Origin of the sequence: Xanthomonas sp. LMC-A-07 (assembly GCF_030208825.1) — a bacterium.
Taxonomy (GTDB): Bacteria; Pseudomonadota; Gammaproteobacteria; order Xanthomonadales; family Xanthomonadaceae; genus Xanthomonas; species Xanthomonas campestris.
On record NZ_JARVTF010000011.1, the window covers coordinates 281,041 to 305,015 of the forward strand.

Here is a 23,975-nt window from a genome sequence, read left to right on the forward strand (position 1 = left end):
CAAAAGTCACACAACAGGCGAACGCCCTAACGTCCGCCACCGCGCGCATCCAGCCGCTGCGGCATCGCACTCCAACGCGCCACTGCGCGCTAGGAGTGTTTGTAGAACGGCTTCAATAGCAGGTACACCGGGAAGGCGAGCACCATCAACACTAGCGCCGCATCGTGACTGGACGTTGCCTCCGCCCAGGACTCCATCTGCCGCGACGGACCAAACAGGCCAAAGGCCACCAGCAGCACACCGGCCAGGCACACCAGCAAGGCCAGCCAGGTGGCTTCTGCAGAGACACTGCCGCCTGCCAGCGCGGCAAACGCACCGCTGGCTCCTGCCACCAGCACGCCCAAGGTCGCCAGATAACTGCGGCAGTACAGGGCGCTCATCTGCTGCGTTTTACGTTTGCCGGACATCATGTCTCGCAATGAAAGAAGCACCATTGGCAGTGCGCGCCTACAGGCACGCCGCTGCATCACGGCCACCGCCGCCACGCCTCATGCATGGCGGCAGCACCGGCCAAACCGGCAGCGGGCGTGCTGCGTGCACGCCCGCTGCGCGGCTTACTTGGCCTTGCCCTGGTTGGCCACGGCTTCGGCGGCGCGCTTGGCCGCTTCCGGGTCGCCCAGGTAGCGGTAGCTCTGCACCTGCAGGTTGTCGTCCAGCTCGAACAACAGCGGGATGCCAGTGGGGATGTTGAGCTCCAGGATCTGCTCGTTGGAGATGTCGTTGAGGTACTTGTACAGCGCGCGCAACGAGTTGCCGTGCGCGGTGACCAGCACGGTCTGGCCGGCCTTCAACTGCGGCGCGATCGCGTCGTGCCAGTACGGCAACACGCGCACCAACGTGGTCGCCAGCGACTCGGTGCCCGGCAATGCATTGCGGTCCAGCGTGGCATAGCGGCGGTCATGCCCGGGATGGCCCGGATCGGCGACGTCCATGGCCGGCGGCGGGATGTCGTAGGAACGGCGCCAGATCTTGACCTGCTCTTCGCCGTGCTTGGCCGCGGTCTCGGCCTTGTCCAGGCCCTGCAGGCCACCGTAGTGACGCTCATTGAGGCGCCAGCTCTTGTGCACCGGCAGCCAGTCCTGGTCGAGCTCCTTCAGCGCGCCCTGCAGCGTGTGGATGGCGCGCTTGAGCACCGAGGTGTGCGCCACATCGAACTGCAGGCCTTCGTCCTTCATCAGCTTGCCGGCCGCGGCGGCTTCCTGGCGGCCCTGCTCGGTGAGATCCACGTCCACCCAGCCGGTGAAACGGTTGTCCAGGTTCCATTGGCTCTGGCCATGGCGCAGCAGTACGAGTTTGCGGGTCACTACGGTTCTCCGATTGGGGGCCGATCAACCGCTGATTGTAGCGGCAGCCGATGCCTGCCTGGCGTGCACGGCATCGCCACGGCGTGCGCGCGATGCTGCGCCCATGCAGACATCCACCGACCCCGTGTTCGCCGGTTGGGACGGCAGCGTCGCTCAGGCGCGACAGTTGCAGCAGCAACTGGCCCAGCGCGTGGCGCTGCGCGATGAGGTTTCCGCCACGCCTGCGCTGCTGGCCGGCTTCGATGTGGGCTTCGAAGACGATGGCCAGACCACGCGCGCGGCGGCCGTGCTGCTGGATGCGCAGACGCTGCTGCCGCTGGAAACCCACGTCGCGCGCGTGCCGACCTCGATGCCGTATGTGCCCGGCCTGCTGAGTTTCCGCGAGTTGCCCGCATTGCTGCGCGCGCTTGCGCTGCTGTCGCGCACGCCGGACCTGGTGTTCATCGATGGCCAGGGCATCGCGCATCCGCGCAGGTTCGGCATCGCCGCGCACTTTGGCGTGGTCACCGGCCTGCCCAGCATCGGCGTGGCCAAGCAACGCCTGGCCGGAACCTTCATCGAGCCCGGTGGCGAACGCGGCGACCACAGCCCCATCCTGCTGGCCGGTGCGCAGATCGGCTGGGCACTGCGCAGCAAGCCGCGCTGCAATCCGTTGATCGTCTCGCCCGGTCATCGCGTGTCGATGCAGGGCGCACTCGACTGGATCCTGCGCACGCTGCGCGCCTATCGCCTACCCGAACCGACGCGTCTGGCCGACCGGCTGGCTTCACGGCGCGGCGAAATCGAGCTGCAGACGCAGCCGACGTTGCTGTAGCTCGCGTGCTGCGGGGCAAGCGTGCAATTGCGGGCATCGATGCATGGTTCGTTGGATGTGGCTTGTCAGTTCTGGCGTGTGGATTCTGACTTCAAGCTTCTCGCGCGCAGCTCGCAGCTCGCAGCCGCCGTTGTCTTGCGGCTTGGACAACGCCGACCAGGTCGACGTGCAGGTGCTCGTAGCTTTGGTACTTGGATGTGCGGCATTCACCAACGTGGCCGCTTGCCGCAGCAGCACACCACCAGCCACCAGCTCGTCCCCATCGCCCCATCACGTGCGGCACGCGCAGAACATTCCATCTTGCGTTGCAGCGCGCCCACGCCGCCGCCTGCATGGCAAGCTGCCGCTATGCCCACTGCACGAGCCGCTGCCATGACCACGCTGATCGCTCCCCGTGTCCACGATATCGGCGGCTTGCAGGTGCGCCGCGCCGTGCCGACCCTGCAGGCGCGCAGCGTCGGCCCGTTCGTGTTCGTCGACCACATGGGCCCGGCAGTGCTGGAGCCCGATCACGGCATCGACGTCCGCCCGCATCCGCATATCGGCCTTGCCACCGTCACCTTCCTGTGGTCGGGCGAGATCGGCCACCGCGACACGCTCGGCTCGGATCAGGTGATCCGTCCCGGCGACGTCAACTGGATGACCGCCGGCCGCGGCATCGCCCATTCCGAACGCACGCCGGGCCCCGAACGCGCACGCGAGCACGCCCTGCACGGCATGCAGACCTGGATCGCGTTGCCGCGCTCGGCCGAAGAAACCGCGCCCGCCTTCCATCACCACGCCGCCACCAGCCTGCCGCAACAGCGCCGCACCGGCGTGTGGCTGCGGGTGATCGCTGGCCGCGCCTATGGCGAGGAATCGCCGGTGCAGGTGTTCAGCGGCACGCTCAACGTGGCGCTAGATCTGGACGCCGATGCCGAGATCGATCTGGACACCGGCCACGCCGAGCGCGCGCTCTACATCCTGGAAGGCGAGGCGCAACTGGATGGCGCCGACGTGCCGGCGCGGCATCTGATCGTGCCCGCTGCCGGCACGCGCGGCAGGCTACGTGCCAAGACCCCGCTCAAGGCGATGCTGCTCGGCGGCGAGCCGCTGGATGGCCCGCGCCACCTGTGGTGGAACTTCGTTTCCAGCTCACAAGAGCGCATCGAACAGGCCAAGGACGATTGGCAGGCCGGCCGCTTCGGCACCATCCCCGGCGACGATCAGGAATTCATTCCGTTACCGGAAACGCCGGCGCCCAAACCCGTCAATTACCCCTGAAACCATGCGCGGATTCGCACTGGCGGACACAACCGTGCCAGGTCTCGCAACGGGAGTGCCACGCCACACAAGCGATGCCAGACGCAACTGCGACCCATCTTGAGCACGCCCACAAAACTGTGGTAGTGATACCCGCGTAGTCGGAGCGCGTTGCGTGGACGGCACGCTCAAGCGGGGAGCTTGAGACGGTGCAGCGGCACGAAAGACGACAGCGCCCCGCATTGTCATCCATCGCCGGGGAACACTTGAATGAAGTCCGCATCCTGCCTAGTCGGCCTGTCATTGCTGTTGGCCGCCGTGACCGCCCATGCCCAGTCCGCGCCTATCTGTCCGCCATTGCCGCCGGCCTCCGGCCTGCAATGGACCCAGCTCGCCGGTGCCGATTACCTGGTCTGTAAAGCCACCACTGCCGATGGCCGCCAGGTAGTGGGCGTGATGCTGACCACCCGCGACCCGGCCATGGCGCTGGCACGTGACCGCCGCGCGGAAAAAGGCCAGATCCAGGAAGAGGAGTTCTACTGGTACAAGCTCGATCTGGGCGGCCGCGAGGTCCCGGGCATGGAATCACGCCGCGTCACCGTGGTGGAGCTGGGCAAGAAGCGCTATGCACAGCTGTGGATCGACGGCGCCAGCACCGAAGAACTGGCCTCGATGCAGTCGCTGGTGCAGAACATGGACCTGCAGCCGGCCAGCCTGGCACTGCAGCGCTAAACAACGCCCGCAGAGGGCATGACCGACAGCAGTCGGTCATGCCACATCGCTTCGCACTACGACTTAGAGCAGCTATCAAAACGACTGCGCAGCCGCCAGGCGGGCGCGGCCGGTGCTCGAAATCGGCATGTACCCACGTACACTCCGGTTCCTCCGCGCCGTCCGCACCCACCCGACGACTGCTCGCTACGTTTTGTTAGCCGCTCTTAATGCGCTAATGCAGCTGCGCGCCGGCATCCGCCAGCGCGCGCCGAATGCGCCCTAGCGTGTCGAACCGCTGGCAGCATCAACCAGCGCGTGCGGCTGCAGTTCGGTGGCAATGCGAACCTCGCCGGTGAGCAGGCGATGGATCGGGCACTTCTCCGCTACCTCCAGCAGACGTGCACGCTGGTCATCGTCCAGTGCGCCGTCCAGCACGATCGCCCGCGTGATCGATGTGCCCGCGGCGCCGCGCTGGGTGTAATGCAGGTGCACGTGCACCGCGGCCAATGGCCATTGCTTGCGTGCGGCCACCATCGACACGGTGATGGCGGTGCAGGCACCCAACGCGCCCAGTACCTGCGCCTCTGGATCCGGCCCCGCATCCTGGCCACCGTTGGCCGGCTGGGTGTCGCCGATCCAGTGGTGCTGGCCGTCGTGGATGGTGACCGTATAGGGCACCGTGCCGGTGACGACACTGACGGCGCGATCACTCATGTGCGCTTCTCCCACGCGGCAACCCGCCCCGGTTCAAAACCGCCCCTCCTGGAAATCGACGAACGCCTGCATCAATTCCTGCTTGGTGTTCATCACGAACGGGCCATGCCGCATTACCGGCTCGTTGATCGGCCGGCCGGCGACCAGGATCAAGCGCGCGCCGGCAGCACCGGCCTGCAGCCGCAGCCGCTCGCCACCGCCCAGCACCGCCAGCTCCTGCGCCGGCAACGGGCGTGCGCCCTCGCCCTCGCCGACCGTGGCCGCGCCTTCGAAGGCGTACGCGAAGGCGTTGTGGCCGGCGGGCAGCAAATAGTCCCAGGACGTGTCCGGCGTGAGTGCGATATCCAGGTACACCGGCTCGGTGGCCGGCTGCACGATCGGCCCGTGCACATCGCCTACCGCGCCGGCAATCACCTTGACCGTGACGCCCGCAGCCGGATGCGCGACCGGGATCTTGTCCGGCGCGTATTCCTGATACTTGGGCTCGCTCATCTTGTCGCGCGCGGGCAGATTCACCCACAGCTGGAAACCACGCATGCGCCCGGATTCCTGCTCGGGCATTTCCGAATGGATCAGGCCGCGCCCGGCGGTCATCCACTGCACGCTGCCCGGAGTCAGCAGGCCCTCGTTGCCGTGGTTGTCCTTGTGCCGCATGCGCCCGTCGAGCATGTACGTGACGGTCTCGAAGCCGCGGTGCGGATGGCTCGGAAAGCCGGCGATGTAGTCTTCGGCCTGTTCGGTGCCGAACTCGTCCAGCATCAGGAACGGGTCCAGTGCCGGCAGCTGCGGTGTGCCGATCACGCGGGTCAGCTTGACCCCGGCACCGTCGGAGGTGGGCATGCCGCGAATGGTCCGCAGCACGTGTGCCGCCGTGGAGGTGGTGGTGTCGCTCATCGAACGCTCCCTGTGCGCCAGTGGATGCCTTGCATGATGGAGGCCGCTGGCATGGCGCCCAAGCGCGACACGTGCAACCGACCGTTCCAAAACGCCGCGGCGCGCAGGCGCAATGCCGCACTGCAATGCCAGACACCATACGACCAAAGGCTTACCTGATCCCCGGGCGGCACCATTGACCGCGGACAGCCGGCGGGAGGACCCTTAGCGGGATCGTTCCTGAGGGGCATGCATGAAAGGTATCTCGAAGCTGGCCTGGGGCGCGCTGGCGCTGCTGGCCGCGTTCTGCCTGGGCACCGTGGCGCTGCGGCGCGGCGAACACATCAACGCGTTGTGGATCGTGGTGGCGGCGGTGTCGATCTATCTGATCGCCTACCGCTTCTATGGCCTGTTCATCGCCGACAAGGTGATGCAGCTCGACCCCACCCGCGCCACCCCGGCGGTGACCAATAACGACGGCCTGGACTACGTGCCCACCAACAGGCACGTGCTGTTCGGGCACCACTTCGCCGCGATCGCCGGCGCCGGGCCCCTGGTCGGCCCGGTGCTCGCCGCCCAGATGGGCTACCTGCCCGGACTGCTGTGGCTGGTGGTTGGCGTGGTGCTGGCCGGCGCGGTGCAGGACTTCATGGTGCTGTTCCTGTCCACGCGCCGCAACGGCCGCTCGCTCGGCGACCTGGTGCGCGAAGAGATGGGCCAGGTGCCCGGCACCATCGCGCTATTCGGCGCCTTTCTGATCATGATCATCATCCTGGCGGTGCTGGCGATGGTGGTGGTCAAGGCCTTGGCCGAGAGCCCGTGGGGCATGTTCACGGTGATCGCGACGATGCCCATCGCGATCATGATGGGCGTGTACATGCGCTACATCCGCCCGGGCAAGATTGGCGAGATCTCGGTGGTGGGATTGATCCTGCTGCTGGGTGCGATCTGGCTGGGTGGCCAGGTGGCCGCCGACCCGACCTGGGGCCCGGCCTTCACCTTCACCGCCAAGCAGATCACCTGGATGTTGATCGGCTACGGATTCATCGCCTCGGTGCTGCCGGTATGGCTGCTGCTGGCACCGCGCGACTATCTGTCCACCTTCCTCAAGATCGGCACCATCCTGGGCCTGGCGATCGGCATCCTGATCGTGATGCCCGACCTCAAGATGCCGGCGCTCACCCAGTTCGCTGCCAGCGGCGATGGCCCGGTGTGGAAGGGCGGCATCTTCCCGTTCCTGTTCATCACCATCGCCTGCGGTGCGGTATCCGGCTTCCACGCGTTGATCGCCTCCGGCACCACGCCCAAGCTGCTCGCCAACGAAGCGCACATGCGCTACATCGGCTACGGCGGCATGTTGATGGAATCGTTCGTGGCGATCATGGCGCTGGTGGCCGCGTCGATCATCGAACCCGGCATTTATTTCGCCATGAATAGCCCGGCCTCGCTGGTCGGCAGCGATACCGTGGCAGTGGCTGCCAAGGTCAGCGAATGGGGCTTTGCAATCACCCCGGAAGTGCTGGAAGCCACCGCGCGCGACATCGGCGAGCACAGCATCCTGGCGCGCGCCGGTGGTGCACCCACGCTGGCGGTAGGCATCGCGCAGATCCTGCACCACGTGCTGCCGGGCGAGAACACGATGGCGTTCTGGTACCACTTCGCGATCCTGTTCGAAGCGCTGTTCATCCTCACCGCAGTGGACGCGGGCACGCGTGCCGGCCGCTTCATGCTGCAGGACCTGCTGGGCAACTTCATCCCGGCGCTGAAGAGGACCGAATCGTGGACCGCCAACATCATCGCCACCGCCGGTTGCGTGGCGCTGTGGGGCTACCTGCTCTACACCGGCGTGATCGATCCGTTCGGCGGTATCCAGACGCTGTGGCCGTTGTTCGGCATCTCCAACCAGATGCTGGCCGGCATCGCGTTGATGCTGGGCACAGTGGTGCTGTTCAAGATGAAGCGTGACCGCTACGCCTGGGTCACCATCGTGCCGGCGCTGTGGCTGCTGTTGTGCACCACCTACGCCGGGCTGATCAAGATCTTCGACAGCAACCCGGCGCAGGGTTTCCTGGCGCAGGCGCACAAGTTCCAGGCCGCCATCGCCAGCAACACCATCACCGCACCGGCCAAGACCGTGCCGCAGATGCAGCAGATCGTCACCAACGCCTACGTCAACACCGGGCTGACAGTGCTGTTCCTGTTCGTGGTGGGCTCGATCCTGATCTACGCAGTCAAAACGATCGTGGTCGCCCGCCGCAGCCCGCAGCGCAGCGATCGCGAAACCCCGTACGTGGCACTGCAGCCACACCAGATGGCGGATCTGTAATGGGCACTCAACTCGTTCTTGCCAGCCAATACCAGGCCCATCGCCGCATCTGGCGCCGCCTGGTGCAGACCGCACGCCTGTGCTGCGGCATCCCGGACTACGACAACTACGTGCGCCACATGCTGGAGAAACACCCGGACAAGCCGGTGATGGACTACCCGGCGTTTTTCCGCGAACGCCAGGAAGCGCGTTACGGCGGCAAGAGCGGGTTCCGCTGCTGTTGATCGGTAATCGATAGATGTACACGCAACAGGGCGCGATGCGAATCGCGCCCTGTTGCGTTGATGTGGACGCGAAATGCGGTTTTCTTTATGCGATTGGACGGTGCGGCAGATTGGCTGCAGAGCGGTTGATCTGCGGCTTGGGTGGAGGGCCCTTTGCCCGCTCACCGTCGCGGGACGCGCCGGAAGGTAGAGCGGCTGATCTGCGGCTCTGCGGCTCTGCGGCTTGGCTGCACAGCCTGCTCGCTCACCGTCGCGAGCCACGTCGCAAGCTGGACAGGCTGATCTGTGGCTTGGCAGCAGGGCCCTTGCCCGCCCACCATCGCGGGACACGCTGCAAGTACGTCCTTGTAAGCTCTTACGCGGCATCCATGCCGCGTAAGGTCCCGCGACGGTGAGCGGGCAAGGACCAGTCGAGATGGTCGGTGTGCAAGATGCAAGCAATACATGAGGTGCTTCTAATTCGCGAACTCATGTCGTTGCGACCCGCAGCAGCAAGCCAATGCAGCTGGCGAGATGGCCCGCTTATCACCTAACTACCAACCAACTCTCTGGTGCGGTGCCCTCATCGCTTACGGGACCGTGTGGCGGCATGGATGCCGCCACCGAGCCTACAGGGACGTACTCGCGGCGTGTCCCGCAAGCGGTGAGGGCACCGCACGCGCGACCGAGCAGGCTTTTGATCCAAGCACTGACTGCAGCCAAACAATGCGACGAAGCGACACCCTCAACCAGCGCGCGTTTGCGCGAGCCGCTCGAACAACGCGGGCAAATCGCGCATATCGTCGAACACCTCCAGCACGCCGATCCGTCGCAGGGTGTCGCCGTGCCCTTGCGGAATATGGCTGGCACCGGTAAATCCCAGCACCTGCATGCCGGCCGCCAGCGCGGCGGTCGCACCGGTGGGGCTGTCTTCGATGACCAGGCAACGCTCCGGCGCTACACCGGCCGTGCGCGCAGCCAGCAGGTACACATCCGGTGCGGGCTTGGGCCGCTCCACCATGTCGGCGCTGAAGATCCGCCCTGCCGCACGCGCCGTGAGCCCGGCACGCTCTACGGATGCAATCACGTTATGGCGGCGGCTATTGGAGGCCACCGCCAGCGGCAGCGGGATCTGCTCCAGCGCCTGTCGCACGCCCGCAATCGGCTGCACCTCGGCGGCGATCAAGGCCTCGCTGCGCGCCTGGATCTGCGCCAGCAAGACTTCCGGCAACTGCAGCGCAAAGTGTTCTTCCACCCGCCGCAATACCTCGCGCGTGGTCTGCCCGAACGTGGTTTCCAGCAGATGTTCCAACGGCTCGGCCGGCACGAACGCTGCCAGCGCCTCACGCATCACCCGGTCGGCCAGGATTTCGCTGTCGACAAGAACCCCATCGCAGTCACTGATCAGTAGCTCGTACGCCATTGCACCCATCTGCTTGCAAAGCGCCATTATGCCGGCCCGGTCGTGACCGTCGGCTGTGGCGCAGTGCCCGCGCACATGACGAAGACGCCCGCGGGCCCATCAACACGGTCCGTGGCCAAGCAGACCCGGCCAGACGCCCGGCCTGCGCGCCCATGTCACGAAATCTTACCGCTTGGGATTTTTACAGCTGGTAGGATCGGCCCCGCTGTGGCGGGACGTGCCGCAGCGTCATCAGGAATGCGATCAGGAGAAGGAGATTTCGATGCAGACGCGATTCCCCACCCTGCTCGTTCTTGCGACCTCGTTCTTCGCGGTCTCATGCACCGCCTCGCCCGGTGCCAAGGAGCAAACCACCATGTCAGCTACGCTGCAGGACCACGCCGTCGCTTTCCGCGACCCCGGTCTGACCGACATCGCCAACGCCATCGCGCACGGCGACATCGCACGGATCAAAACGCTCGCCCCCACCGTCGATCTGGCCGCACACGGCGATCAGAACGTGACCTTGCTGGAATGGGCGATCTGGAACGAACAACCACGCGCCCTGGACGCGCTGCTTGACGCAGGCGCGGACCCGGCGTTGCCGGGCATGGACCAGGAAACGGTCGTGCACATGGCCGCCATGGCGCAGGACCCGGAATACCTGAAGATTCTGCTGCAGCACAAGGCGCCGATCGATGTGGTCAGCGCACGTGCCGGCTGGACGCCGCTGTTTCGCGCGGTGCAGAGCAAGCGCGATGCGCAGATCGGCCTGTTGCTCGACGCAGGCGCCGACGTGCAGCGCGTCGACCATACCGGTAACAGCCTGCTGCATCTGGCCGCGCAGAGCGGCGCCGCCAGCCCGACAGTGTTGCAATTGCTCAAGGCCGGTGTGGACCCCACGGTGCGCAATGCACAGCAGAAGACCTTCCAGGCGTATTTCTTCACGACGCCGGACCGTCTGCTCAACGCCACCGGACAACAGGTCAGATCGGATGTGCGCGCATGGTTGAGCGCTCACAACATTCCCGTGGAAAGCAGCCGCTAAGCGCGCTTTCCGCACGACGCACGCAAGGAACCGCGCATGTCCCCGTCAGAATCCACATCCTCCACCGCCGCATCCACTCCGTTCGCAGAGTCGATGCGCGGACAACAACCGCAGCCGCAGGACCGGCAATTTCCGGAGCTGCTGCAAGATCTCTATGCCACTGCCAATCAACGCCGCGAAGGCGGCGCCGAAACCTTCGCGCCGCTGGCCAACGGCTGGTCGCGCATGGACGACAGTGCGCTGCAGCAGGCCGGCATCGATCCGGCACTGCTGCACGACGCCAAAAGCGGCTTCGATGCCGCGTTCTATCGCAACGATCAAGGCCAGGTGGTGCTCGGTTTTTGCGGGACCGACGAAGGCAAGGACTGGAAGCACAACATCGGCCAGGGCCTGGGCTTCGACGATGCGCAATACGCATCGGCAATCCAGCTCGGCAGCCAGGCCAAACAGGCCTTCGGCGACCAGGTGGTGATCTCCGGCCATTCGTTAGGCGGTGGTCTGGCATCGGCATCTGCAATGGTCAACGACATTCCCGCGGTGACGTACAACGCGGCCGGCGTCAACGACCGTACCCTCGAACGCGAGGGCCTGGATGCATCGGCAGCCAAACAGTACGCCAGCGAGGAGTTGATTCGCGGCTACCACGTCAAGAACGAAATCCTCACCCATCTGCAGGAAGACAGCATTCCGCTGAAGTGGACGATGCCCAATGCGGCTGGCCACCAGATCGAATTGCCGGAGCCGGACCCGCTGTCGTTCGGGCAGCGGCTGGTACCCGGCATGATGCTCAAGCACCGCCTGGACCTGCACGGGATGGACTCGGTGATCAAGGCGCAGGACATGCAATCGCCCGACCAGGCACGCGGCGCGTCGCTGCAGCCCGGCAGCCAGCTGTTCAACGACGCGGTGGTGCAACTGGATGGCCAACGCGAGCGGCTGGGGCTGCGCGACGACACCGCGTTTCTCAACACCGCCGCCAGCGTGGCCGCGCGGGCAGGCAACGACGGCCTGCAGCGGATCGACCATCTGGTGCCCAACCGCGATGGCGACAGCCTGATCGCGGTGCAGGGCCGCATGGACGACCCCACCCATCTGCGCAGCCATGTGCAGACGGTGGCCGCGGCCAACGAACCGGCGCAGACCAATGTCGGCCAGTTGCAGCAGCAGAACCAGCAGCACGCGCATCCACAGGCCCAGCAGCAGGACGAGCAGCGCCGGGTGATCCAGCAATAAGCTGCTTGGCAAACCGTGCCGCATGCAGTCCTCGTCAGGTGGACGCGTGCGGTGCGGGAAGGTCCAGCAAGTGACCATCTGTTTACTGCGGTCAACCAAGCCCACCGCAGAGCTCATGGAGCTGTTGCAGGCAATCGCTCCATGACGCCGGCAAGGCAGCGTTAACCTGCCCCGGCCATCGCCCGCAAGGTAATTCCGACCAGATACGCCAGGTAGGTGCCGGTGGCATAGCCCATGGTGCCCAGCAGCACACCCACGGGCGCCAACGCGGGATGGAAGGCCGCAGCGACCACCGGCGCGGAAGCCGGCCCGCCGATGTTGGATTGCGAGCCGATCGCGAAATAGAAGAACGGTACCCGCAGCAGGCGGCCCAGGCCCAACAACAGCACGATGTGCACGGCAATCCAGATCAGCCCGAGCAGGAACAGCCACGGGCGATCGAGCAAGGCCAGCAGGTCCATTTGCATGCCGATGCAGGCGATCAGGAAATACAGCAGCAAGGTCCCGATCTTTGAAGCGCCCGCGCCTTCCAACGTGCGCGCGCGGGTGAAGCTGAGCAGCAGGCCCAGGCTGGTCGCCAGCACCACGACCCACACGAACGGCGTGTCCAGACTGAACTGGCGCGCCCAGCTCAGGTTCGCCTTGCACCAGCCGGCCAAGGGGGTGGCGAGCGCATGCGCCAGGCCCACGCCGCCGAACGCCACGGCCACGATCACCATCAGGTCCGACAGGCTGGGAATGCGCGCGTGCTCGGCCTGGAAGCGCGCCATGCGCTCCTGCAAGGCATCCAGTGCACGCGTATCGGCGCCGCTGCGCGCATCGATGCTGCGGGCGCGCCCGGCCAGGAAAATCAGCACCGCCATCCACACATAACCCACGCCAACATCGACCACGGCAAATTGCCCGAACGTGGTGGCATTCACCGCGAATACTTCGCGCATCGCCAGCATGTTGGCGCCACCGCCGATCCAGCTGCCGGCCAGCGCGGCCATGCCGGCCCAGGTATCGCCGGCCACGGTGGCCGGGTGCAGCCAACGCATCACCCAGAACGCGACCACCGCGCCCAGCATGATGCTCAGCGATGCGCCCAGATACATCGCCACCAGCTTGGGGCCCAGGCGCAGGATGGCGCGCAGGTCGATGCTCAGGGTCAGCAGGATCAGCGCGGCCGGCAGCAGCACGTCGCGGGCGATGGGGTTGTACAGCCGCGTGTTGGCGCCATCGATCAGCCCTACCGTGTTGTAGATGCCCGGCAGCAGATAGCAGAGCAACAAGGCCGGCACCACCGCGTAGAACCGCTGCCAGGGGCCGCGTTCGCGGGCGGAGGTCCAGAACACGGCGCCGAGGGTGGCGGCGATCAGACCGAACACGACAATGTCGTTCTGGATCAGTGCAACAGGGGGTGGGGTCACGAGCGGTGGAGATCCTGGCAGATGGCCGCGCAGTGGCGGATCGTCCAAGCGTGGCCGATCACCCGAATCTAGCCGACCGGCGTGCCTGCGCAAAGCGCGGGGATGGACTCGGTTTCCCTGTGCGGATGCCTCGGGCATGTGCGCACCGGTCTGTCAGGCAACCGGGCACCTGCGGGGACTTCTCCCCCCGACGGCTGACTCTCAGGACAAGTTGGTTGCGCTTGCCGCTGGAAGACGCTGCCAGCTCCCGTCCGCGAGGTCGCAAGCTCAGCCGTAACGCCGGACCAAACGATCGCCGTCGCCGGTATTGAGCACCACGCCGCTCGGCTCGCCGGTGGTCAGGCAGTGCAGTTTCGCCATCAATTCGGCCTGTGCCAGGGCGCCCTGCTCTCTCAGGTAGCGCAGCGGCGACCACTGCGGGCGCGTGACCCACCAGCCGTTCTTTTCCGAATGGATACGTACGACGTAACGGGAGTCGTCCATCTGGCCCTCCGGCCGGTGATGCAGCGAAGCGAGACAACCGGCCTGGAGCGGCGGTGCCTGCATGGGAATCGGTGTCTGGCGGGTGTGCCGGCGTGCCCTTACTCAAGGGGCCGCGGGAGAGTGGCCCAAGGCCCCGCGTCCGGCATAGCCAGCATGTGCCTATGGCTATGGCTGGCGCCGTCAGGCGGACACTGGCTCGCCGGTAGGAAAATTCTTACGTGACACACGTCACGCGCAGCGCTACATTCCGATACAGATAAGTGCCTCTGGGGAGGGTTTGCATGTATCTGCTGAGGAAGTTCCAATTCCCGGTCAAGACCGCCATGGTCGTTGGCTATGTCCTGGTGATTCGCGAAGCCGTGGTGCTCTGGATCTGAGCGCTTCGACCGCACATTAACTGACTGGCAGAAGGTGCATGGCTGCACCTTCGGCGTTGGTGTAGGTGCTTTGCAGCAGAGCGCGACGGCACGCGGCGATGCTCAGGAGCTGCGCGTTGCCGCTAGATCGTGAAGTGTCTGGTAGATGGTGCATGGCTGCACCGTCTGTGTTGGTTTGGCTGCTTTGCACCAACCGCGCGACTGGTCATGCCTACGTCACGCATGCGATCGGTGCCGCGCCGTGAGCTGGGCGATGCAGCGGTGCGACTAGGCGTCTCATAGCGATGCACTCGGCGATGCACTTGAACCACCGCGCACCGCAATTACAGCCGCTTACGCGCAGTGTGTTTTTCAGCGCAGCGCGTTGTTGAGATGCTTGTCGCGTGCATCGCTTGCGTCGCGTGCTGGCGCAGTGTGCGCGTGACTGGCGTACGTTGGAATGACGCACTCCGTGCAGCATGGCGAAGTATCGACACTGCACGCGTTGGCAAGGCAGCACACTCGCAATGTGCCGCGGGCACTTGCCAAATCACCTATCTACGCCAACAGCCACGCGCGGCTCAATCTGCATCGATCCAGCCACGCGCTTGCGCAGCAAGCAGGTCGGCCGGGGTGTCCACGTCCAGGGCGAGCGCCGGTGCGGTGACGCAACCCAGCGTCTGCGCATCCAGGCTGGCGAACAGCGCGCGCAGGCCGGTGTCAGCCAACAGCGGCACTTCATCCCACACCGCGTGCGTGACCACCACCGGAATCCCGCGCACGCCTGCATAGCCGCTGGTGGCGCAGCCCGATGCGGCCAGGTCGGCTTCTTCCAGCAAGCTGCGCAGATGCGGCGTGTCCAGCGCGGGCTGGTCGCAGCCGAGGATCAGGCTGCGGCGCAGCGTGGTGTCTTCGTGTACGTGCGCGCGCAACGCGGCAAGACTGGTGCCCATGCCGTCGGCCCAGCCGGCATGCCGCACGATTTCCACATCCAGGCCGCGCAAGGCCTCCATCACTAAATCGGCATCGGCGCCCACCACCACCACACAGTGCCGCGGCGCTGTCTGCAACGCAATGCGGGCTGCGCGCCGCACGAGGGGTTCGCCATCGCGCGTGAGCAATTGCTTGGAGCGGCCGAGCCGCCGGCCCGCGCCCGCCGCCAACACCAGCGCGGCATGGTCGCTGCTCACGCGCCGCGCCCCGCACGCCATGCAGCAAGCACTGACGTGTCAGCCGGCGCACTGCAATGCTGCACACCTGATCGCGCTGCCACCACGGTGTGGCACGCGTGCGCGGCGGTGCGTGATGGCGCGGCGGGCGCTGGAAGCAAAGCGATCATGAGCGGGCTATCTTGCATGTAAGGATGCCTGCAGCGTAGGGCCAAACATGTGCGCAGTGGGTGACCACGCAGCAAAGCCGCGCGTAGCGGCGGTGTGCATGCGCGACCACGACGCTCGCTGGATCTTTATGCGCAATTGCACAACGGCGAGAAGTCTCATCTGCGTAGTGATTGACCGCGCCGCATGGCCGCGCGCCTACAGACGTGCGGACATGGCCACCAAGTTTTTCGCTGCTTTACGCGCAACATTACGACTTCGGGAGAAAACCCTTCGCGACGGCACCATCGTCAAGCTGGGACGCGTGCACCACAGCGACTAGCGTGACCTGCAGTGCACTGCGACGTTGCGCGTCACGCTCGGTGAGCGATGTCGGCACGAAGCGAATCGATAAGTCCTGACGCACTGCGACCTAGAGAACGACCACCATGCACGGCGTTTCGGGAATGACGCCGAGGCAACGCCCGGGGATCACGCTGGCAGCAACCCAGGCCTGCGCATGACGCCCTATGCGCAATGCGCCCACTGCTCCAAAAAACCGAAAGTTCCTAAGGCGCTGCAGCCTGTAAATCGGACACTGCTTGCGTGGCTTCGGCGATGATGCCAAGCGCGATGCCGTGCGGCGACGATGGCCCCAGGCGGATGCCGGCCGGCAGGCGCACGCGTTCCAATGCGGCATCGTCATGACCGAGTGCGCGCAGGGCCTGCAATCGTGCCTGCCGTTTGTTGCGACTACCCAGGATGCCGATGCAGGCCACCTGGGACGACAGCCCGCGATGTGCAACCTGCAAATCGATGTCGCCGTCGTGGGCAAGGCTGTACAACGCGCAATGTGCGTCCAGTTCCACCTCTGCCAACGCATGCGCAAGACCGCGGCGATCGTAGTGCTCGGGGGCCAGCCCCGGTGGCGGTTCGACCGGGCCATGCGGGCGCAGCACCCGCACTTCAATCCCGGCCTGCGTCGCCAGCGCGATCAGCGCCAGTACCGACGGATCAGCCCCCACCAGCACCAGCCGCAGCGGCGGCCGCCTGGAGAACACGAATTCGCCGGGAGCGGCATCACTCGGTGTAGCCAGATAACGCAGCGTGCCGTGCACGCGATCCAGCGCAACATGAAACGCGCGACGGTGCTGGCGCGCATTGCGCCAACGCGCGAGATACCCGCCCAGATCCTGCACCGCACACACCAGCACGCCGATGCGCCCGCCGCAGCTCAGCTGGATATCGAGCACCTCGCTGCCTTCGCCGTAATCGAGCAAGCGCGGGTGGCCATCCTGCAGGACCGCCAACGCTTCATGCGCGACCGCCGCTTCAACGCAACCGCCCGACACATAGCCGGCCACCTGTCCGGTGCTGCTGATCGCCATCTGGCTACCCAGCGGGCGCGGCGAGGAGCCGCGCACCTCCACCAGCGTGGCCAGCGCCACGCGCTGACCGGCGCGGTGCCAGCCAGACAACGTCGGCAACAGGTCATCTTGCAGGGCGTACTCCGGCCAGGCCGGCCAGGCGGCGGCAGCCGGCATACCATGGCTGACAGGAGCCGCCACTGCACTCACGCGCGCAGCGGCTCAGGCAGATGCGGCAGCAGCTTGTCCAGCGTTACCGGGTAGTCGCGTACGCGCACGCCGGTGGCGTTGTAGACCGCATTGGCGATTGCTGCAGCGACCCCGCAGATGCCCAACTCGCCCACGCCCTTGGCCTTCATCGGCGAGGACATCGGGTCGGTTTCCTCCAGGAACACCACGTCCTGATGCGGGATGTCCGCATGCACCGGCACTTCGTAGCCGGCCAGGTCGTGGTTGACGAAAAAGCCCAACCGCTTGTCGACCACCAACTCTTCCATCAACGCCGAGCCGGCACCCATGGTCATCGCGCCGATCACCTGGCTGCGTGCGGTCTTGGGGTTGAGGATGCGCCCGGCCGCACACACGGCCAGCATGCGCCGGATGCGCACTTCGGCAGTCACCACGTCCACGCCGACCTCGACAAAATGCGCGCCGAAGGTGGACAGCTGCTGCTTCTTGGCCAGGTCGCCAAATTCGATCTTGTCCTCGACCACCAGTGGGCCCTGGGCAGCGGCATCACCCAAGGCGACGCGCTTGCCGCCGGCACGCACGTGCCCGTCGGCAAATTCGGCCTTGCTCGGGTCCAAGCCCAGTTGCGTGGCAATGGCCTCGCGCAGTTTCACCGCCGCCGCATACACGCCGGCGGTGGAACTGTTGGCGCCCCACTGCCCGCCGGAACCGGCCGAGACAGGAAAGCTCGAATCGCCCAGGCGCACGTCCACCCAATCCAGCGGCACGCCGAGCATCTCGGCCGCCGTCTGCGCAATGATGGTGTAAGAGCCGGTACCGATATCGGTCATGTCGGTTTCCACCACCACGCGGCCGCCCTGCTCCAGGCGCATACGCGCACCGGAGGTGGTGGCGATCGCGTTGCGGAATGCCGACGCCACCCCCATGCCCACCAGCCAGCGCCCATCACGGGTGCTGCCGGGTCTGGCCTTGCGCTTGGACCAGCCAAATTGTTTTGCCCCGTCTTCCAGGCACTTGACCAGCTGCCGCTGCGAAAACGGCCGCTGCGGGTTTTCGGGATCCACCTGGGTGTCGTTGACGACGCGGAACTTCACCGGGTCCATGGCCAGCTTCTCGGCCATTTCGTCCATGGCCACTTCCAGCGCCATCAATCCCGGTGCCTCGCCGGGTGCGCGCATCGCATTGCCTTCGGGAAGGTCCAGCACGGCCAGGCGTGTGGTGATCAGGCGATTGGCACCGGCATACAACAACTGCGTCTGTGAGGCAGCAATTTCCGGTGCACCGCCAGGCAGATCGCCCGACCAGCTCTCATGCGCAATGGCAGTGATCTTCCCGTCGCGCTGCGCGCCGATGCGGATGCGCTGCACGGTCGCAGGGCGATGGGTGGTGTTGTTGGCAATCAACGGCCGCGGCAGCATCACCTTCACCGGCCGCTTCACCTGGCGCGCGGCCAGTGCAGCGAGCACGGCGTCGGCACGCAGGAACAACTTGCCGCCGAAGCCACCACCGATGTACGGCGACATCAGGCGCACGTTTTCCGGCGGAAGACCGAGCGTGCGTGCCAGATCGCCGGCACCCCAGTTGATCATCTGGTTGGAAGTCCAGACATTGAGCTTGTCGCCCTCCCACATGGCGATGGAGGCATGCGGTTCCATCATCGCGTGCGAATGATCGGGCGTGGTGTATTCGGCATCCAGCTGCACCGGTGCGGCCGCAAACGCACCGGCAAAATCGCCGACATTACTGTTCGGTGCACCGCCTTCCTTGGTGACCTCGGCTTTGGGACGCGCGCGTGCCAGATCGTATTCGCCCACGTGGCGGCCGTAGTCCACCTTGATCAACTGACCGGCCGCGCGTGCCTGCTCAAATGTCTCCGCCACCACCACCGCAATTGCCTGGTGATAGTGCTGAATCTCCGGTCCACCCAACAACTTGGCCGTGTTGAGCTTGCCTTTTTGCAGCTTACCGGCGTTTTGCGCAGTGACGATGCCGAGCACGCCGGGCGCATTGCGCGCGGCACTCAAATCAATACTGCGAATCGTGCCCTTGGCAATGCCGGCGCCAACCACGTGGCCATAGGCCGCCTTGCCGGGTAGGTCGTGATGCTCATACGCATACGGCGCCATGCCAGTGGTCTTGAGCGGGCCGTCGATGCGGTCGACCGGCTTGCCGACGATCTTGCCCTGGTCGATGGGATTGGTACCGGCGGGAGTGTCGAATTTCATGTCAGGCCCTCGTGTCCGCCAGGATCGCGCTCAAGGTGCGTTCCACCAGCGGCACCTTGAATGCGTTGTGTTCGGTGGGCTGTGCGCCCTCCAGCAAGATGGCCGTGATGGCACGCCCGCCCTGGCGGGTCTGTGCTTCGGCGACCTCGTTCCGCCATGGCTTGTGCGCCACGCCGCCAATAGCCACCTGCGCATTGCCACTGCGTGGCACGATCGCCGCCACCGAGATCAGCGCGAAGGCGTAGGACGCGCGGTCGCGCACCTTGCGGTAGACGTGCGTGCCTTCCACCGGCTTGGGCAGGGTTACGGCCGTGATCAGTTCGCCACGCTCCAGCACGGTTTCGATATGCGGCGTCTTGCCCGGTGCGCGGTAGAACTCGGCGATCGGGATGGCGCGGGTCTGCCCATCTGGCCGCACGGTTTCCACCACCGCATCCAGGGCGCGCATGGCCACCGCCATGTCGCTGGGATGGGTGGCGATGCAATCTTCGCTGGCGCCGATCACCGCCAGCTGGCGGTTGAAGCCGCCGATTGCCGCACAGCCACTGCCCGGCAGCCGCTTGTTGCACGGCTGGTTGGTGTCATAGAAATACGGGCAGCGCGTGCGCTGCAGCAAATTACCCGCAGTGGTGGCGCGATTGCGCAGCTGCCCGGACGCGCCGGCCAGCAATGCGCGCGAGAGCACTGCGTAATCGCGGCGCACGCGCGCATCCGCGGCCAGATCGGTATTGCGTACCAGCGCGCCGATACGCAGGCCGCCCTCGGGCGTCGCGTCAATGGTGTCCAGCGTAAGGCCGTTGACATCGATCAGATGCGAGGGGGTTTCGATCTGCAGTTTCATCAGATCCAGCAGGTTGGTGCCGCCGGCGATGAACTTGGCGCCGGGCTGACGCGCGGCCTTGGCTGCGGCATCTGCCGGGGAGGTGGCGCGCTCGTAACTGAAAGCCTTCATGTGCGGTCTCCGGCAACTTCGGTGATCGCCTCGACGATGTTGGAGTACGCACCGCAGCGGCAGATGTTGCCGCTCATGCGCTCCTGCAACTCCACCGTGGTGAGCCGCGTCTTGGCAGTGAGATCGTCGGTGACGTGGCTGGGGATGCCGCGCTTGACCTCATCCAGCACCGCCACCGCCGAGCAGATCTGCCCCGGCGTGCAATAGCCGCACTGGTAGCCATCATGTTTGACGAAGGCCGCCTGCATCGGATGCAGCTTGTCGGGCGTACCGAGCCCTTCGATGGTGGTGACCTTGGCGCCCTGATGCATCACGGCCAGCGACAGGCAGGAATTCATGCGCTGCCCGTCGACGATAACGGTGCAGGCACCGCATTGGCCGTGGTCGCAGCCCTTCTTGGTGCCGGTGAGATGCAGATGCTCGCGCAGCGCATCCAGCAAGGTGGTGCGGTTGTCCAGCGTCAGCGTCACCGGCTTGCCGTTGACTTCGAAGGCCACCTCGCTGGATGCGTTGGCGGGTTCGGCGGCCTGGCGCTGCGACAGCGCGTTGGCGGCGCCGGCAGCCATGGACTGACTGGCAGCGACGCTGGCGGCAGACGCCGTGCCAGCGATCAACACCTCGCGTCGGGTCATCTTGATATCTCTCATGGCTGGCATCTCCAACAATGCTGGCTTATACAGTTCTTAAATAATGTGCAGCGCTGCCGGTCACAAGCGCGTGAGCGCGGCTGTGTGCGATGGCGGCAATGCAGTGGGTTGTCCCGATTCTAAGGCGCGGTTCTGCCGGCATTAGCTGCTGTAGCCGCATGCGTCTATGAAACACACTCATCACTGCCACGCCCGAATTAGACGGCCCCTTCACTCAGTGATGCGCCGAGCGTGCCGCATCGCCACCTCTGTCGAGATCGCTGACACCCCCTGCCGCCACGCCGCACATCAGCAGCGCTATCGCATGACGCGCCGCAGGCAGGTGTTGGACCCTGCCCGCGCGCGCCGCGCCAGGCTCAGAATTCCAGCACGATCTTGCCCAGGTGGCCACCGGCGTGTTGCAACGCAAACGCCTCGGCGATGTCCTCCAGCGCAAACGAGCGATCGATCACCGGTCGCAACGGCAAGCCGTCCAGTGCCCGCACCAACTCCTGCTGATGCCGGCGGCTACCCACCACCAAGCCTTGCAGCCGTTGCTGGCGTCCCATCATCTCGGCGGTGGGCACCGGGCCCGCGGCGCCGGTGAGCACACCGATCAAGGCGATGTGCCCGCCCACGCGCGCAGCCTTGATGGACTGCGCCAGCGTGCCCGGGCCGCCGACTTCCACCACGTGGTCCACACCGCGCCCGTTGGTGATCTCCAGCACCTGCGCCGCCCATTCGGTGTGCTGGCGATAATTGATGCAGTGGTCGGCACCGAGCGTGCGCGCCGTCTCCAGCTTCTGGTCCGACGACGAGGTGACGATCACCGTGGCGCCCATCGCCTTGGCGAACTGCAGCGCAAAGATCGACACACCGCCGGTGCCGAGCACCAGCACGGTGTCGCCGGCCTTGATCCGGCCATTGACCACCAGGGCGCGCCACGCCGTGACGCCGGCGGTGGTCAAGGTGGCAGCTTCGGCATGGCTATAGCCGCGCGGCGCATGCGTGAAAGCCTGCGCAGCCGCGACCACGGCCGAGCGTGCATAGCCGTCTACCCCGTCGCCAGGCGTGGTGGCAAAGCCTGCATGCAACGGCTCACCGTCCAGCCACTGCGGGAAGAACGTAGACACCACGTGGTCGCCCACGGCGAAATCACTGACCGCCTCGCCCACCGCCTCCACCACGCCAGCACCGTCGGACATCGGGATGCGGCCATCGGCGGTTGGCATCTGTCCGCTGACAATGCCCAGGTCATGAAAATTCAGCGAACTGGCATGCAGCCGCACGCGGATCTGGCCTGCTGCGGGCTGGCCGGGATCGGGCAACGCGACGGAGGTGAGTGACGCCAGGCCTGCTGGTTGCTGCAAACGAATGCCACGCATCGTGGTCTCCTCATACTGATGGGCCGCCCGGGATACCACGCGCACCGTTACGCGCATGCGGTCGCGTCTGCTGTGTGCACTTGCCACGCCGTGAACAATTGCAGCGGACCTGCGTGACGTAATACATCGCCAACGTCAGCAGGCAAGCGGGCTCCACCGCGACATCAGGCGCCGCGGCCGCGATGGGCCGAGCGGTCAGTCACAGATCCGGATTGCACGCGCGGCCTGCCTCGCCGGCATCGGGCGCCACCACGTACGCTGGCATGGCGGTTGCATCGGCTCTGCGTCCTGGACAAGGAAACACAGTGGTGTCGACAAGCAAGCAGTGGCGGCAACGTGCACAGCGCATCGCGCTGCATTTCGTGTTGACCGCATCGTGGATACTTCTGCTCGGTTCCGAATACTGGTCGATCCATGAGGAGCGCGACAGCGCCTTGCAGGCCGCGCAGACGCAGTCGTTGAACCTGGCCGATTCTCTGGCGCAGCACGCCAGCGACACCATGACCATCGCCGATGCGGTGTTGTCGGGGCTGGTTGCACGCCTGCAACAGGACCGCGGCTCGGCCAACGAACATGCGGCGATGCATGCATTTTTGGTCAGTGAGGCCCGCCGCTCGGAGCGCCTGCATGGCATTTTCATCTACGCCGCCGATGGCCACTGGGTGAACTCGTCGCTGGGCAGCCTGCCGCGCACGCACAACAATGCCGACCGGGCGTATTTCAAGTACCACCGCGACCATCGCGACGCTCTGGTGTTCGTCGGGCCGCCGGTGCAGAGCCGCTCGGACGGGCGCTGGGTGATCACATTGAGCCGCCGCCTCACGACGCCGAGCGGCGAGTTCGATGGCGTGGCGCTGGTGACGCTGCGGCTGAAGTATTTCCAGGACTACTACAGCCGCTTCCAGGTTGGGGATCACGGCACCATCGGCCTGTTCAACGACGATGGCGTGGTGATCGTGCGGCGGCCGGAGCGCGACGACCAGACCGCCAGCTCGATCGCGGGCACGTCGCTGTACGTGACCATGCGCAACGAGCGCCGCGGCACGCTCACCTACCGCTCGCCGCTGGATGGCGTGCAACGCATCTCCAGCTTTGTGCCGGCCCGGCCCTATCCACTCACCGTGCTGACCGGCGTGGCAGTGGACGATGCGCTGGCCAATTGGCGCGCATCCGCACGCCAACGCATCATCATTGCCGTGCTCGGCTTCGTACTGCTGCTGGCGGTGGGCATCTGGCTGGACCTGCAGCTGCGCCGCATGCATCGCAATGAAGCGCGGCTCAGCTCCGAGGTCTGGGTGGACGCCTTGACCGGCATCGCCAACCGGCGCGCCTTCGACCACCGCCTGTCTGAGGCCTTGCAGGATGCCGTACACACGCAGGCGCCGCTGTCGGTGCTGATGATTGATGTCGACCACTTCAAGCTCTACAACGACACCTACGGGCACGTCAACGGCGATGCCTGCCTGCGCCTGATCGCGGGCGCGATTGCCGGCTGTGCCCGGCGCAGCGACGACATCGCCGCGCGCTACGGCGGCGAGGAATTCGGCATGATCCTGCCGCACACCGACGTTGCCGGCGCGCTGCGCCTGGCCGATGCCATTCGCACGGCGGTGGCGGAACTGGGGTTGATGCATCTGACCAGCCCGACCAGTGCACATGTGACCGTCAGCGTTGGCGCTGCCACCTTTGAACCGGGCGAAACACCGCTGACCCCCGATGCGATCGTGCGCGACGCCGATGGAGCGTTGTATCGGGCCAAACAGGGCGGCCGGGACCGGACATCTGCCTGAG

21 protein-coding genes and 1 other RNA gene are annotated in these 23,975 nt (G+C 65.9%); 9 read left to right on the plus strand and 13 right to left on the minus strand.

Features of this window, described 5'->3' with window-relative positions; genetic code table 11:
- Window positions 1-89: 89 nt before the first annotated feature.
- Window positions 90-407 carry a hypothetical protein gene (locus tag QRM89_RS12655; protein ID WP_042598584.1) on the minus strand — a complete coding sequence of 106 codons (318 nt, stop codon included), beginning with the start codon at window positions 405-407 and terminating at the stop codon, window positions 90-92.
- Window positions 408-554: 147 nt separating this feature from the next.
- Entirely contained in the window at window positions 555-1,304 is a 750-nt protein-coding gene (gene gpmA, locus QRM89_RS12660; RefSeq protein WP_285448159.1) for a 2,3-diphosphoglycerate-dependent phosphoglycerate mutase, read from the minus strand.
- A 103-nt stretch (window positions 1,305-1,407) separates the two neighbouring features.
- Between gpmA and nfi the strand changes: the two genes are divergently transcribed.
- From nfi to QRM89_RS12680, 4 genes are all read left to right on the plus strand, one after another.
- Window positions 1,408-2,118: a deoxyribonuclease V gene (gene nfi / locus QRM89_RS12665; RefSeq protein ID WP_285448160.1), complete on the plus strand. Its 711-nt coding sequence runs from the start codon at window positions 1,408-1,410 to the stop codon at window positions 2,116-2,118.
- 372 nt (window positions 2,119-2,490) lie between these two features.
- A complete protein-coding gene (locus QRM89_RS12670) occupies window positions 2,491-3,381 on the plus strand; it encodes a pirin family protein (protein WP_285448161.1) in 891 nt (296 codons plus the stop codon).
- Between the two features lie 249 nt (window positions 3,382-3,630).
- Window positions 3,631-4,092, plus strand: coding sequence for a hypothetical protein (locus QRM89_RS12675; RefSeq protein WP_070690409.1), 462 nt, complete (start codon window positions 3,631-3,633; stop codon window positions 4,090-4,092).
- 127 nt (window positions 4,093-4,219) lie between these two features.
- Window positions 4,220-4,294, plus strand: a non-coding RNA gene (locus tag QRM89_RS12680) — sX9 sRNA.
- 59 nt (window positions 4,295-4,353) lie between these two features.
- Here QRM89_RS12680 and QRM89_RS12685 read toward each other — a convergent pair.
- Entirely contained in the window at window positions 4,354-4,788 is a 435-nt protein-coding gene (locus QRM89_RS12685; RefSeq protein WP_285448162.1) for an OsmC family protein, read from the minus strand.
- Between the two features lie 33 nt (window positions 4,789-4,821).
- Window positions 4,822-5,682 carry a pirin family protein gene (locus tag QRM89_RS12690; RefSeq protein WP_285448163.1) on the minus strand — a complete coding sequence of 287 codons (861 nt, stop codon included), beginning with the start codon at window positions 5,680-5,682 and terminating at the stop codon, window positions 4,822-4,824.
- A 232-nt stretch (window positions 5,683-5,914) separates the two neighbouring features.
- Between QRM89_RS12690 and QRM89_RS12695 the strand changes: the two genes are divergently transcribed.
- Entirely contained in the window at window positions 5,915-7,987 is a 2,073-nt protein-coding gene (locus QRM89_RS12695) for a carbon starvation CstA family protein (RefSeq protein WP_285448164.1), read from the plus strand.
- Window positions 7,987-8,211: a CstA-like transporter-associated (seleno)protein gene (locus QRM89_RS12700; RefSeq protein ID WP_014508400.1), complete on the plus strand. Its 225-nt coding sequence runs from the start codon at window positions 7,987-7,989 to the stop codon at window positions 8,209-8,211. Before QRM89_RS12695 ends, QRM89_RS12700 begins: the two co-directional genes overlap by 1 nt.
- Before the next feature lie 724 nt (window positions 8,212-8,935).
- On the opposite strand, the gene QRM89_RS12705 is transcribed toward QRM89_RS12700, so the two are convergent.
- Window positions 8,936-9,640, minus strand: coding sequence for an HAD family hydrolase (locus tag QRM89_RS12705; RefSeq protein ID WP_192884258.1), 705 nt, complete (start codon window positions 9,638-9,640; stop codon window positions 8,936-8,938).
- Between the two features lie 190 nt (window positions 9,641-9,830).
- Here QRM89_RS12705 and QRM89_RS12710 point away from each other — a divergent pair, with 190 nt between their 5' ends.
- Entirely contained in the window at window positions 9,831-10,640 is an 810-nt protein-coding gene (locus QRM89_RS12710) for an ankyrin repeat domain-containing protein (RefSeq protein ID WP_285448165.1), read from the plus strand.
- Between the two features lie 36 nt (window positions 10,641-10,676).
- Entirely contained in the window at window positions 10,677-11,873 is a 1,197-nt protein-coding gene (locus QRM89_RS12715; RefSeq protein WP_285448166.1) for an XVIPCD domain-containing protein, read from the plus strand.
- 161 nt (window positions 11,874-12,034) lie between these two features.
- Here the strand turns inward: QRM89_RS12715 and QRM89_RS12720 are convergent, their stop codons facing one another.
- From QRM89_RS12720 to QRM89_RS12755, 8 genes are all read right to left on the minus strand, one after another.
- Window positions 12,035-13,285, minus strand: coding sequence for a DUF819 family protein (locus QRM89_RS12720; protein ID WP_285448167.1), 1,251 nt, complete (start codon window positions 13,283-13,285; stop codon window positions 12,035-12,037).
- 267 nt (window positions 13,286-13,552) lie between these two features.
- Window positions 13,553-13,768, minus strand: a complete 216-nt coding sequence (locus tag QRM89_RS12725; RefSeq protein ID WP_011037854.1) for a hypothetical protein — start codon at window positions 13,766-13,768, stop codon at window positions 13,553-13,555.
- Window positions 13,769-14,705: 937 nt separating this feature from the next.
- Window positions 14,706-15,314 (minus strand): nucleotidyltransferase family protein, encoded by a 609-nt coding sequence (locus QRM89_RS12730; RefSeq protein ID WP_285448168.1) that lies wholly within the window; start codon window positions 15,312-15,314, stop codon window positions 14,706-14,708.
- 695 nt (window positions 15,315-16,009) lie between these two features.
- Entirely contained in the window at window positions 16,010-17,017 is a 1,008-nt protein-coding gene (locus QRM89_RS12735) for an XdhC family protein (protein WP_285448169.1), read from the minus strand.
- Window positions 17,014-19,221 (minus strand): aldehyde oxidoreductase molybdenum-binding subunit PaoC, encoded by a 2,208-nt coding sequence (gene paoC / locus QRM89_RS12740; protein ID WP_285448170.1) that lies wholly within the window; start codon window positions 19,219-19,221, stop codon window positions 17,014-17,016. The genes QRM89_RS12735 and paoC overlap by 4 nt, the downstream gene beginning before the upstream one ends.
- 1 nt (window position 19,222) lies before the next feature.
- A complete protein-coding gene (locus tag QRM89_RS12745; protein ID WP_285448171.1) occupies window positions 19,223-20,173 on the minus strand; it encodes a xanthine dehydrogenase family protein subunit M in 951 nt (316 codons plus the stop codon).
- Window positions 20,170-20,829, minus strand: a complete 660-nt coding sequence (gene paoA, locus QRM89_RS12750) for an aldehyde dehydrogenase iron-sulfur subunit PaoA (RefSeq protein WP_285448172.1) — start codon at window positions 20,827-20,829, stop codon at window positions 20,170-20,172. Before paoA ends, QRM89_RS12745 begins: the two co-directional genes overlap by 4 nt.
- A gap of 347 nt (window positions 20,830-21,176) precedes the next feature.
- The gene (locus tag QRM89_RS12755; protein ID WP_228431674.1) at window positions 21,177-22,184 is read right to left on the minus strand and encodes an NAD(P)-dependent alcohol dehydrogenase; all 1,008 of its coding nucleotides are present in this window, start codon (window positions 22,182-22,184) and stop codon (window positions 21,177-21,179) included.
- Between the two features lie 305 nt (window positions 22,185-22,489).
- Here QRM89_RS12755 and QRM89_RS12760 point away from each other — a divergent pair, with 305 nt between their 5' ends.
- Window positions 22,490-23,974, plus strand: coding sequence for a sensor domain-containing diguanylate cyclase (locus QRM89_RS12760; protein WP_115530803.1), 1,485 nt, complete (start codon window positions 22,490-22,492; stop codon window positions 23,972-23,974).
- Window position 23,975 lies beyond the last annotated feature (1 nt).